Origin of the sequence: Kitasatospora sp. NPDC048298 (assembly GCF_043201465.1) — a bacterium.
GTDB lineage: Bacteria > Actinomycetota > Actinomycetes > Streptomycetales > Streptomycetaceae > Kitasatospora.
In genome coordinates this window covers 74,046-85,820 of the sequence record NZ_JBICYZ010000043.1, presented here as the reverse complement: position 1 = coordinate 85,820, position 11,775 = coordinate 74,046, and the positions used below count along the sequence as shown (strand labels likewise).

Genomic DNA, 11,775 nt, shown 5'->3' with positions numbered 1-11,775 from the left:
TCTCATCCGTCCCACCCGGATGAACCCGACGAGCCAACGCCACGGTCTCCACCGGAATCCCCGACACACCACCAGGACGCAGCACAACCCACCCCCAACAGGCAGCCAACCCACCCCAAACGGAAGGAACTTACTGTCCCACACCCACCCCCAGCGACTTCGCCAGCAGAGTCGCCCACCCGACTTCCTGCGCACGTCACGCCGCCACGGCACCGCCCGGCCCCGGCACGCCGGGCACCCCGGCGCCAGCAGGGCCCCGGCGGTCCCCGCTACCGCCGCCGCCCCGCCGCCAGCAACTCGGGGACGGTGGCGAGCTTCACCCGGGGCCGCCCCTCGCTCTCGCCCCGCTCGCGTTCCGCGCGGTCCACCGCCCGCAGCTCCCGCAGCCCGACCGCGTCCGGCCGCCGGCGGCGCACCAGCCGTTCGAAGTCCCTGCGGTCGGCCTCCGGGACGGGCAGCGCGCGGGCGGTCGCGTCGTCCAGCAGCGCGTCCACCGTCTCCCGCGCGCAGGCCCGGTTGGCGCCGATCCCGCCGGACGGCCCGCGCTTGGCCCAGCCCACCACGTACGTCCCCGGCAGCGGCCGCCCGGTGGCCGGGTCGACCACCCGCCCGGCCCGGTGGGCGACCGTCCCGGCCCGCTCGTCGAACGGCAGCCCGGGCAGCGGGACTGCCCGGTGCCCGATGGAGCGCACCACCAGCCCGGCCCGCAGCACGTCCCGCTCCCCGGTGCCCTCGACCCGGCCGTCCGCCGCCAGGGTGGTCCGCTCGACGGTCAGGGCCTCGACCCGCCCGTCCCCGGACAGCTCGACCGGCGCCGACAGGAACCGCAGCACGATCCGCCGCCCCGGCGCGGGCGCCGCGGCCCCGTCGTACGGCACCAGCGGCAGCCCGGCGAGCAGGGCCGCGCCCGAGCCCGAGCCCGGCGCACCCGCGCCCGCGCCCGGTTCCACCCCCGCCGGCTCGATCGCCGCCCGCACCTGCGGGTCGTCCGCCACCACCACCTCGACGCCCGGCAGCTGCCGCAGCGCCAGGAACTCCGCCCTGGTCCACGCCGCCTGCTCCGGACCGCGCCGGGCGAGCAGCACGACCTCCCGGACCCTGCCGCGGCGCAGCGCGGCCAGCGCGTGGTCGGCGATGTCGGTGGCCGCGAGCCGGTCGGGGTCGGTGAGCAGGATGCGGGCGATGTCCACCGCGACGTTGCCGTTGCCGACCACCACCACCCGCTCGGCCGCCGACAGCTCCACCGCCTCGGCGGGCACGGTCGGTTCGGCGTTGTACCAGCCGACGAAGGTGGTCGCGGGCAGGCTGCCCGGCAGGTCCTCGCCGGGTATGCCGAGCCGGCGGTCGGCGGCCGCGCCGACCGCGTACACCACCGCGTGGTGGTGCGCGGCGAGTTCCTGGTGGCTGACGTCCGTGCCGATCTCCACGTTGAGGTGCATCCGCAGCCGCGGGTCGTGGAAGACGCTCGCGAAGCTCTCCACGATCCGCTTGGTGGACTGGTGGTCGGGGGCGACGCCGTGCCGCAGCAGGCCGCCGGTGACGGGCAGCCGGTCGATCATGGTGATCTCGGCGCTGGTGCTGCGCAGCAGTTCCTGCGCGGTGTACCCGGCGGACGGGCCGGTGCCGACGACGGCGATCCGCAGCGTGCCGAGTTCGCCCGGCAGGCTGCGCGGGAAGCTGGGCGCGCCCCAGGCGTGGTCGCTGGGGTGGTCGCGGAACCAGTCCCGGTTGAGGTCGCCGAACACGGTGTCGGGGCCGCGCAGCCGGTCGACCGGGAACACCGCGTCCACCGGGCAGGCGTCCGCGCAGGCGCCGCAGTCGATGCACGCCCGCGGGTCGATGTAGAGCATGTCGGTGGTACCGAACTCCGGCTCGTCCGGGGTCGGGTGGATGCAGTTGACCGGGCAGACGGACACGCACGAGGCGTCGTTGCAGCAGGTCTGGGTGATCGCGTAGGCCATGGCCGGGGTGGGGTCCTCGCTGTGTCCGATGGGCGGGAAACGATCCGGTGGAAGCGATCCGACGGTTCGTCAGATCATGTGCACCCGGCGGTAGACGGCCGCCGCGCGGCTGGTGAGCAGCCCGGTCTCGGCGAGGAAGGCCATCAGGTGCCGGGAGCTGGTGCGCATCATCGCCTTGCGGTGCTCGTTGGCCCGTACCTCGGCGAGCGCCCGCGGGACGTCGAGCCCGGCGGCCTTGTACACGCCCGGGTGCACCATGCTGGTGACGATGACGTACGCGCCCACGGCGATGCCGGTGGCCGAGGTGCGCCGGCGGGCCAGGCTCGCGTGGCGCATCCGCTCGCGGATCTCCTGCCGGGCGAACTTCATGTGCCGGGACTCCTCGACCACGTGGATCCGGGAGGTGCCGCGGACGATCTCCAGGACGTTCTCGCCGCGCATCCAGTCGCGCTGCATGACGTCGAGCACCTCTTCGGCCACCAGGATGCCGCCGTAGGCGAGTTCGCCCTTGGCGAGCGCCTTGAAGGCGCGTCCGGCCTGGGCGATCAGCTTGTGCGGGCGGTAGGCGGGGACGCCCATCTTCTCGCAGGCCCGGGCGAACATGATCGAGTGGCGGCACTCGTCGGCGATCTCGGTGAGCGCGAACTGGAACTCGGCGCTGGCGGGGTTCTTGAGGTACTGGTCGCGCAGCACCATCTGCTGGAGGATCATCTCGAACCAGATGCCGGTGTTCATGATCGAGCAGACCTCGTGCCGGGTGAGCGTGACCCGCTGCCGCTCGGTCATCTCGTCCCACAGCCGGGTGCCGTAGAGGGTGCTCCACTCCGGGTTGAGGCCGTAGTGCTCGTCCGGGAGAGGGGCGTCCCAGTCGATCTCGGCCGAGGGGTCGAAGGAGAGGGTGGCGGCCGACTCCAGCAGCCGCTTCGAGACGTCGTCGTCGGCCGTGGTGTGGCCGTGCCCCGCGTGCCAGCTGAGCGCCATGGCTGCCTCCAGGTGCCTGTTCCGCCGCGGGCTCCCGCTCACCCGCTTATTAGACGGACAGTACAATAAGAGCCGGGCGCCGAGAACCCCCTGTGCGGCAACGACCCGGCGCGCGAGCGTCGACTCACGCCCCCTGCACGCACTGCACGCCCCGGCCTGGCCCACCCCCACCCCTCCCCACGGCACGGCGAAGGGCGGGCCCTCCCCCACGGCCCGCCCTCGGCCGTACGCCTGTCCGCTACCCGCCGATCGCCTGCCGCAGCGCCTCCGCCGCCTCGGCGGCCGCCTCCCGGAAGCGCCCGCCGAGGCCGAGGTAGTTGACGTACCCGTGGATGAGGTCCGACTGCCGGCTCAGCCGCACCTCGACCCCGGCCTCCTTCAGCGCCCGCGCGTACGCCTCGCCCTCGTCGCGCAGCGGGTCGAAGCCCGCGGTGCCGATGTACGCGGGCGGCAGCCCGGTCAGGTCCTCCGCGAGCAGCGGCGACAGCCGCGGATCGGTGCGGTCGGCGGGCGCGGGCGCGTACCGGTCGGCGAACCAGTCCATGTCCGCGCTGGTCAGGAGGAACCCGTCGGCGAACAGCCCGCGCGAGGGGCGCCGGGTCGAGGCGTCGGTCGCCGGGTAGAGCAGCAGTTGGAACGCCGGCGCGGGGCCGCCCCGCCGGACGGCCTGCTGGGCGACGACGGCGGCCAGGTTGCCGCCCGCGCTGTCCCCGCCGACCGCGATCCGCTCCGGGTCCGCACCCAGGTCGGCCGCCTTGGCGCAGGCGTAGTCGAACGCGGCCACCGCGTCCTCGGCCGCCGCCGGGAACGGGTGCTCGGGCGCCAGGCGGTACTCCACCGACAGCACCCGCACCCCCGCCCGCCGGGCGAGGAAGCGGGCGACGTGGTCGTGGCTGGCCCGACTGCCGATCACCCAGCCCCCGCCGTGCAGGAGGACCAGCAGGCCGGAGCCCGCCGCCAGCCCGTCCGGGGTGTACAGCGTCGCGGCCGACTCGCCGTGCTCCTGCGGGATGCCGACGCTCCGCGCGGCCACCGTACGATCCGTCGGCCCGCCCACCAGGTGCCGCGAGTGCTCCATCGCGGCCCGCGACGCCCCGACCCCGCCCGGCATCACCAGTGCCACCCCGGACAGCCGCTGGAGCTTCAGCATCACCTGCGCGTCCGGCGCGAGCCGCTGCCCGTCGCGCACCACCGACTTGCCCGCGATCGCCCGCCGCAGCCCTTCCGGCAGGGCGTACAGGGCCCGGACGGCGGCGGCCTGGATCCGAACGGCGGGTGGGATCGTCATCTCTTCTGCCTCCTGAGGGCGGCCCGGGAAACGGGGCCAGGACGGTGTCTGGGCGGTCCCACCGGGACCGGGAGCCCATGATGGGCCCCGCCCACCGGACTTGGAAGCCTCCCGCACACGACCCTCGCACCTCGGCTCACGACAGCCGCCTTCTCGCCCGGGCCACTTCCGTTCCCCCGCCGTCAGGAGTTACGCCGGTCCTGCGCGTCGAAGGACGCCAGCGAGCGAGCGCCGGGTTCCAGGGCCTGACGCAGTGCGGCCAGCACGGCGGGCTCCAACCCGCCCACGGCATCGGCGAGTTCGTCGGCCACGTCCGCCGCGATCTCCTCCGCCACGGCCTCCGCGGCCGTGCGCGGGCCCAGTTTGCTGACGGCGGCCGCCGCGCGGGTGGGGGTGAGCAGGACGGAGGCCTGGACGAGGAGCCAGGCGGGGACGCCGGCCGCACCCTCGGGCGGGGGGAGGTACGGGCGGGCGCCGTCGTAGCGGTCGTCCTCGGCGAAGGCCTGCTGCTTCACCTTCACCAGGGGACGGGCCGGGCCGGACTCGTGCCACTCGCCGGCCGGCTTGAGGACGTACCCCTCGGCGAGGTTGTCGGGCAGCTCGGGCAGGCCGAACAGGGCGGGCACCCGGGTGGGGTAGCGCGCCGGGAGGTCGTGCAGGGTGTTCAGAGGTCCGTGTCCGAGCAGGGGCACGCAGGTGAGTCCGGCGGCCCGCGCGGCCGTGCGCAGGGTGCGGTCGGCGATCCACCAACGGCCTTCGGGTGTCTCGACGGTGGCGTCGAACGGCAGCCAGCGCAGGCCGGGGGCGTACCAGACGCCGGTCTGGACCGGGTCGACGCCGGGGGCGGCGGGCACCTCGGGGTGCGGGTAGCGGCCGCCGGCCAGTTCGCCGTAGATCGTCACCACGGCGTCGGGGCCGCTGGTCCCGCGCACGGCGGCGGCGAACCGGGCTGCCGCGACGGAGAGTTCGGGCCAGATCCGGCTCACGCCGAAGAAGCCGTCCAACCCCTCGTCGTCCAGCAGTTCGCGCCGCTTCGCGGCCCGCACCGAGCCGCCTTCGCAGACCACCGCGAAGTGCGCCCCGTGCACCTTCTCCGCCGCGGTCCACTCCCGGCTGCCGGGCCCGCCGGAGCGGCCGCGGGCGGCGATCTTGGGGTAGGGCCGCAGCCCGGGCCCGTCGGACACCGTCTCGAACACCGTCTCGGACACGAACGGAATCCTCGCCGCCCGGCCCGCCGGCTGGCAACCGGGATTCCGGAGGCGCCGGGCGGCGCCCGCCGCGGACCGGGTCAGACGCCCCAGCCGGCGCGCAGTTCGGCGAAGACCTCGTGGAAGCCCGGGAAGGTCTTCCGCACGCAGCCCGGGTCGTCGAAGGTGATGCCGGGCGCGCGCAGCGAGGTGACGGCGAAGGACATGACGATCCGGTGGTCGGAGTGGGTGGCGATCTCGACCGGGCGCGGGGTGCCGGGCCGGATCTCGATCCAGTCGTCTCCGGTGGCCACGGTGATGCCCATGGCCCGCAGGTTGTCGGCGCAGGCCTCCAGTCGGTCGCACTCCTTGACCCGGGTGTTGTGGACGTCCTCGATCCGCACCGGCCCGGTGGCGAACGGGGCGATGGCGGCGAGCGTGGGCATGGTGTCGGAGATGTCCCGCATGTTGACGGTGATCCCGCCGAGCGGGCCGTCGCCGGCCACCGTCGTGCGGTCGCCGCCGACGTCGACCCGGGCGCCCATCCGCCGCAGCACGTCGACGAAGCGCAGGTCGCCCTGGAGCGCGTCCCGGCCGAGGCCGGGCACGGTGACCTCGCGGCCGGCCAGGGCGGCCGCGGCGAAGAAGTAGCTCGCCGTGGAGGCGTCCGGCTCGATCGGGTAGTCGGCGGCCCGGTAGCCGCCGGAGGGCACCTCGAACACCTCGCCGGCGGGGGTCAGCTCCCGCTTCACCTCGACGCCGAAGGAGCGCATCATCGCCACGGTGATGTCGACGTACGGGGCCGAGACCAGCCGGGTGACGGTGATCCGCAGGCCGTCCCGGGTGAGCGGGCCGAGCAGCAGCAGGGCGGTCAGGTACTGCGAGGACTGCCCGGCGTCCAGGGTGAGTTCACCGCCGCGGACGCCGTCGGCGACGACCGTCAGCGGGTGGTGCCCCTCGGCCTCCTCGTGCCGCAGGTCCACGCCCAGCTCGCGCAGTGCCCGGGTGAGCGGGGCGACCGGGCGGCGGCGCATCTGGGCGGAGGCGTCGAAGCGGTAGGTGCCGTGGCCGGCGGCGGCGAGGGTGGGCAGGAAGCGCGCGGTGGTGGCGCCGTCCCGGCAGTACACCTCGGCGCCCGGTACGGCGGGCCCGGCCGGGCGGCCCTCCACCCGCCACGACCGCGGCGTCCGCTCGATCCGGTACCCGAGGGTGTCCATTCCCTGCGCGAAGCCCTCGGTGTCGTCCGAGGTCAGCGGCCGGCGCAGGGTGGTCACGCCCTCGGCGGCGGCGGCCAGGAACAGCGCCCGGGCGGTGATGGACTTGGACCCCGGGATCTCCACAGCGGTCACGGCAGGCTCTCCCAACACGAGTGTCCGACCGGTGTCTCCGGTGACGTCGGGCCCGATCCTGCCCCACCCGGCCGCCGCCTTCGCCGACCATCCACGGACTGGACGGCGACCGGGGCGCCAACGGCGGGCGACGGTTCGAAAGGGCGGCGGCGTTCGGAGAGCGGGCCCGACGACCGGCAGCCGACAACTCGTCAGCCGGCCGCGGACAGTCCCGGCGGGACGGTGGCGCGCAGCCGCCGGATCGTCCGCAGGACGTCGTCCCGGTGCTTGGCCGACTTCACCCAGGCGGGCAGCCGCGCGAGCAGCGTCATCGAGGCGGGCGCCGTGGCGCGCTCGCGCAGACCGGCCCCGACGTAGCCCTCCAGCAGGTCGAGGTGCGCGGGGTTGTACGCCCACAGCCGCCGCCCCCGGCAATCCGCGTCCAGCCAGAGCGGCAGCCGGAAGTACGGGTCGGCGGGCCCGCCGAACGCCCGCGAGCCCGGGAACGCGTCCACGGTGTGCCCGCAGCCGCACCGCAGCCGTCGACGGGTGTGTTCCTGGTCGCCGATCCACCGGTGCTCGCACTCGTCGCCGAGCCGCGCGAGGACGAGGGCGCAGCCCCCGCACTCCGGGCAGCGAACGAGCACCTCGTCGGCGAAGTGGTGCAGCTTGACCCCGGGGTCGGTGAAACGCGCCGTCGTGCCCGCCATCCCGCCCTCCCCGCTGCCGACCGTCCGGGCCACCCAGGCCGCCCAGGCCGCCCAGGCCGTTGATCATCTCATCTGCGCGGATCCGGTACGGCTGACGGCCCCCGCCCCCGTTTCAGCAGCGCGCCCAGAGCCCGGCCAGGTGCGCGTGCAGGACCTCCTCCGCCTCCGCCACCGTCCGGTGCCCGACCAGGACGTGCGCGGTGAGCCCGTCGGCCAGGGCGAGCAGCGTCCGGGCCTCGGTCCGCGCGACCACCGCCGCGCCCGCCGTCTCCCCACCCAGCGCCGACCCGCCGACCACCGCCGCGCCGGCGGCCTCGGCGACCAGCCGCACCATCAGCTCCTCCAGCGCCGCGTAGCTGCTCCGCAGGGTCGCCGCCAGCGCCGGGTTGACGGCGGCTCCGGCGACGAAGGCGAGCCAGATCCTGGCCTCGGCCCGGTGTTCCTCCCGCAGCAGCGCCACCTCACCGGCCACCAGCCCGAGTTCGCTGGCCGCCGACTGCGCCGGTCCGGCCGTGAGCCGGCCGCGCACCCGCTCGGCGACCCGCTCGCCGACGTGGGTGAGCGCGAACAGGAGCATCTCCTCCTTGGTGTGGAAGCAGCGCTGGACGGCCCCCATCGAGACCTCCGCCCGGGTGGCGACGTCCCGCAGGCTGACGCCCTCCAGCCCGTGCTCGTCCACCAGCAGGCAGACGGCCTCGGCGATCCGCCGGCGCCGGTCCTCGTGGTCCACCTGCTTGGGCATCTCCAGTCTCCTCCGCACGTCATCCGGTCTCGGACTTATTCCGATGCAAGCGTATCGGTTCCCGGGCTAGAGTGCGGTAACCGATGCGACCGCATCGGAACGTCGAAAGTCGGAGGAGTACCCCCATGCCCCTGTGGAGCAGGCCCGCCACCGAACTCGCCGCCGCCGTGCGCACGGGCGAGGCGTCGGCACTGGACGTGGTGGACAGCCACCTGGCCCGGATCGCCGAGGTCAACCCCGACCTGAACGCCGTCACCCAGCTCCTCGCCGACAGGGCCCGCGAGGCCGCCCGGGACACCGACCGCCGCCGGGCCGCGGGCGAGGAACTGGGCCCGCTCGCGGGCGTGCCGTTCACCGTGAAGGAGTGCACCCCGATCGCCGGCGTGCCCACCACCTTCGGCGCCCCGCACTTCCGCGACCACGTCGCCACCACCGACGCCGTCCCGGTGGCCCGGCTGCGCGCGGCGGGGGCGATCCCGATCGGCCACAGCAACATGCCGACCCTGATCGTCGCCGGGATGCACACCCGCAGCGAGCTGTACGGCGACACCCGCAACCCGTGGGACGCGAGCCGCACCCCCGGCGGCTCCAGCGGCGGGGACGGCGTGGCCGTCGCCGCCGGGATGGCCCCGCTCGGGCTCGGCAACGACTCCGGCGGCTCGGTCCGCGTCCCGGCCTCGTTCTGCGGCGTCGCCGCCCTCCAGCCGACCCTCGGCCGCTTCCCCACCGACCAGCGCCTGATCGGGCCGGACGACCCCGGCCCGGCCTCCCAGGTCCTGGTCACCGACGGCCCGTTGGCCCGTACGGTCGCCGACCTGCGGCTCGCCTACGAGACGCTGGCGGGCACCGACATCCGCGACCCGCGCGCCGTGCCCGTCCCGCTGTACGGAGAGCCGCTCGACGGCCCGATCAGGGTCGCCGTCGTCACCGACCCGGGTGGCCGGGGCGTCCACCCCGCCGTCCGCCGCGCCGTCGAGACCGCCGCCGACGTACTGCGCGACGCCGGGTACGACGTCCGGGAGATCCCCGACGTCCCGAGGCTGGACGAGGCGTACGAGACCTACCACCGCCTCCCCGTCAGCGAGTTCGCACCGACCTGGCCCGCCGTCCGGCAGCTGCTGGGCGAGGGCGGCGACCGCTACATCGAGCTGACGATGCGCAGCGCCCCGCCCGCGGACGTCGCCGGCCTGGTCCGGCTGATGAGCGCCCGGATGGGCATCCGCCGATCCTGGGCGGAGTTCCTGCACGAGTACCCGCTGGTGCTGGGCCCGGTGTTCACCGAGCCGCCGGTCGAGCCCGGCCTGGAGTCGCGGGACCAGGCGGGCCGTGACCGGGTCGCCTCGGCCATGCGGCTCTGCTCGGTGACCAGCCTCGTCGGTGTCCCGGCCGTCGCCGTCCCCACCGGTCTCGACGCGGACGGCCTGCCGACCGGCGTCCAGCTCATCGGCCGGGCCTTCCGGGAGGACCTCTGCCTGACCGCCGCCCAGGCCGTCGAGGACCGCCTCGGCACCCTCACCCCGATCGACCCGAGGCCGTGAGCCCCGCCGGGGGCCGGTCAGGCCCGCGGCCGTGAGCCCCGCCGGGGGCCGGTCAGGCCCCCGGCAGGCCCGGCACCACCAGCCCGCTCTCGTACGCGATCACCACCGCGTGGGTCCGGTTCTGCGCGCCGAGCTTGCTCAGCACGTTCCCCACGTGCGTCTTGACCGTCTCCTGGCTCACCGCGAGCGCCTGCGCGATCTCCGGGTTGGACAGTCCGGTCGCCATCAGCCGCAGCACCCCCTCCTCCCGCCCGGTCAGCCCCGCCCGGGGCAGCGCCTCGGCCGAGTCCAGCGGCCGGGGCGCGACCATCCGGCGCAGCGCGGCGGGGAACAGCACCGCCTCCCCGGCCGCCACCACCCGCACCGCCTCGGCGATCTGCGGGACGGGCAGCCGCTTGAGCACGAAGCCGCAGGCTCCGGCGCTCAGCGCGGCGGTGACGTAGCCGTCGTTCTCGAAGGTGGTGATCACCACGACCTTGGGAGGCCCACCGGGCTCCCCCGACGAGCCAGGCTCCCCCGACTGGCGATGCTCCCCCGACGGGCCGTGCTCCCGCAGCAGTTCGCGGGTCGCCTCGATCCCGTTGCGGCGCGGCATCCGCACGTCCATCAGCACCACGTCGGGCCGCAACAGCCGTGCCCGCTCGACCACGTCGACCCCGTCGGCGGCCGTCCCGACCACCGTGATGCCCGGCTGGGCGCCCAACAGGGTGCCCAGCCCGCTGCGGGTGACGGGGTCGTCGTCGGCGATCAGGAGCGTGACGTCGGGCGTACCCGGATCGGCGCCGCTCGCGCCGCTCACGCCGTCCACCGCATCGGCAGCCTGACCGCCAGCCGCCACTGCCCCTCGCCGTACGGCCCGGCCTCGAACTCGCCGTGCAGCAGCCGCACCCGCTCGGCCAGGCCGGGCAGCCCGTGCCCCGAGGTCGGGAAGCCGCCCGCCTCGGACCCCGCCGAACCGGCCGCACCGCCGCCCACTCCGTTGACCACGCTCAGCTCCAGTTCCTCCGGCCCCGCCGCCACCCGCAGCTCGATCGGCCCGCCCGCGCCGTGCCGCAGCGCGTTGGTCAGCCCCTCCTGGACGATCCGGTAGGCGGCCCGGGAGAGCGTGCCCTGCACCTGCGCCAGGTCCCCGGAGGTCCGCGGCACCACGACCGCGCCCGCGTGCCGCAGCCGGTCGACCAGTTCGGGCAGGTCGGCGAGGGTGCGGGTCGGCGCGGTGCCCGACTGCTCCTCGCGCAGCGCGCCCAGCACGTAGTCGAGGTCCTCCAGCGCGGCCCGGGTGGACTCCTCGATGCTGCGCATGGCGGCCCTGGCCGCGGCCGGGTCGGCGGCCAGCACCTCGCCCGCGACGGCCGCCTGGATGGTGGCGGCGGTCAGGGTGTGCCCGATCGAGTCGTGCAACTCGTGTGCCAGCCGGTTGCGTTCGGCCAGCAGCCGCTCCCGCTCGGCGGCCATCGCGAGCCGCTCGGCCGGCGAGGGCCCGAGCAGTCGCGGCGCCAGCCACCGCAGCGCGCCCGACACCACCGCGAACAGCGTCGCCGCGAGCAGCAGGCAGAGCACCCCCACGATCCAGGCCCAGATGCCCGTCAGCTCCGCGGCCCAGCCGAAGAGGCTCACCCGCGCCTCGCCCGCCGCCCAGCGTCCGGGCAGCGTCACGCCCATCGCCAGCAGCGTGCTGCCGCCGACCAGCACCAGCCACCCCAGCAGCACGTGCACCACCACGAACGCCGGCGTCCGCCACCGCTCCGTCGCGGCCCCCTTCACCGGGTCGGGCACCGCGACGCCCAGCAGCCGCCGCGCCCCCGCCGCCAGCACCCGGCGCACCACCCGGGGCAGCCCGGCCACCCCGAGCAGCACCACCCACACCGGCAGCGCCGCCCAGGCCGCCTCCGGCCGGCCGTCCAGCCCCAGCGTCAGTCCGAGCGCGAGCATCGCGACCGGCAGCCCGGCCAGCGCCCCGACCACCGCGAACAGCACACCCGTATACGTCGACCCGCGCAGCAGCGGCCGCAGTCCCTTGATCATGTTCGCCAGTATCAC

General features: G+C 75.5%; 10 protein-coding genes. 1 reads left to right on the top strand and 9 read right to left on the bottom strand.

The window, feature by feature from the left end; genetic code table 11:
- Positions 1–269 precede the first annotated feature (269 nt).
- The 7 genes from ACGF0D_RS28230 to ACGF0D_RS28200 form a co-directional block, all read right to left on the bottom strand.
- Positions 270–1,961, bottom strand: a complete 1,692-nt coding sequence (locus ACGF0D_RS28230; RefSeq protein WP_392920974.1) for an FAD-dependent oxidoreductase — start codon at positions 1,959–1,961, stop codon at positions 270–272.
- 69 nt (positions 1,962–2,030) lie between these two features.
- Positions 2,031–2,942, bottom strand: coding sequence for a diiron oxygenase (locus ACGF0D_RS28225; RefSeq protein WP_392878666.1), 912 nt, complete (start codon positions 2,940–2,942; stop codon positions 2,031–2,033).
- 238 nt (positions 2,943–3,180) lie between these two features.
- Complete coding sequence (locus ACGF0D_RS28220; protein WP_392920972.1) at positions 3,181–4,230, bottom strand: alpha/beta hydrolase; 1,050 nt, start codon at positions 4,228–4,230, stop codon at positions 3,181–3,183.
- A gap of 182 nt (positions 4,231–4,412) precedes the next feature.
- Positions 4,413–5,438, bottom strand: coding sequence for an RNA ligase family protein (locus ACGF0D_RS28215; protein ID WP_392920969.1), 1,026 nt, complete (start codon positions 5,436–5,438; stop codon positions 4,413–4,415).
- A gap of 80 nt (positions 5,439–5,518) precedes the next feature.
- On the bottom strand, positions 5,519–6,766 hold the full coding sequence (gene aroA, locus ACGF0D_RS28210; RefSeq protein WP_392920967.1) for a 3-phosphoshikimate 1-carboxyvinyltransferase: 1,248 nt from the start codon (positions 6,764–6,766) through the stop codon (positions 5,519–5,521).
- A 191-nt stretch (positions 6,767–6,957) separates the two neighbouring features.
- Entirely contained in the window at positions 6,958–7,455 is a 498-nt protein-coding gene (locus tag ACGF0D_RS28205) for a hypothetical protein (RefSeq protein WP_392920965.1), read from the bottom strand.
- Between the two features lie 112 nt (positions 7,456–7,567).
- Entirely contained in the window at positions 7,568–8,197 is a 630-nt protein-coding gene (locus ACGF0D_RS28200) for a TetR/AcrR family transcriptional regulator (protein WP_392878678.1), read from the bottom strand.
- 125 nt (positions 8,198–8,322) lie between these two features.
- Between ACGF0D_RS28200 and ACGF0D_RS28195 the strand changes: the two genes are divergently transcribed.
- Positions 8,323–9,735 (top strand): amidase, encoded by a 1,413-nt coding sequence (locus ACGF0D_RS28195; protein ID WP_392920962.1) that lies wholly within the window; start codon positions 8,323–8,325, stop codon positions 9,733–9,735.
- A 52-nt stretch (positions 9,736–9,787) separates the two neighbouring features.
- Here the strand turns inward: ACGF0D_RS28195 and ACGF0D_RS28190 are convergent, their stop codons facing one another.
- The gene (locus ACGF0D_RS28190) at positions 9,788–10,534 is read right to left on the bottom strand and encodes a response regulator (protein ID WP_392920960.1); all 747 of its coding nucleotides are present in this window, start codon (positions 10,532–10,534) and stop codon (positions 9,788–9,790) included.
- On the bottom strand, positions 10,531–11,760 hold the full coding sequence (locus ACGF0D_RS28185; protein WP_392920957.1) for a histidine kinase: 1,230 nt from the start codon (positions 11,758–11,760) through the stop codon (positions 10,531–10,533). Before ACGF0D_RS28185 ends, ACGF0D_RS28190 begins: the two co-directional genes overlap by 4 nt.
- Positions 11,761–11,775 lie beyond the last annotated feature (15 nt).

What these genes read in the sequence shown, in the direction of transcription:
- ACGF0D_RS28195 (WP_392920962.1), top strand. Translation starts at nt 8,323, where the DNA reads ATGCCCCTGTGGAGCAGGCCCGCCACCGAACTCGCCGCCGCCGTGCGC.
- ACGF0D_RS28225 (WP_392878666.1), bottom strand. Translation starts at nt 2,942, where the DNA reads ATGGCGCTCAGCTGGCACGCGGGGCACGGCCACACCACGGCCGACGAC.
- ACGF0D_RS28220 (WP_392920972.1), bottom strand. Translation starts at nt 4,230, where the DNA reads ATGACGATCCCACCCGCCGTTCGGATCCAGGCCGCCGCCGTCCGGGCC.
- ACGF0D_RS28230 (WP_392920974.1), bottom strand. Translation starts at nt 1,961, where the DNA reads ATGGCCTACGCGATCACCCAGACCTGCTGCAACGACGCCTCGTGCGTG.
- ACGF0D_RS28185 (WP_392920957.1), bottom strand. Translation starts at nt 11,760, where the DNA reads ATGATCAAGGGACTGCGGCCGCTGCTGCGCGGGTCGACGTATACGGGT.
- ACGF0D_RS28200 (WP_392878678.1), bottom strand. Translation starts at nt 8,197, where the DNA reads ATGCCCAAGCAGGTGGACCACGAGGACCGGCGCCGGCGGATCGCCGAG.
- ACGF0D_RS28205 (WP_392920965.1), bottom strand. Translation starts at nt 7,455, where the DNA reads ATGGCGGGCACGACGGCGCGTTTCACCGACCCCGGGGTCAAGCTGCAC.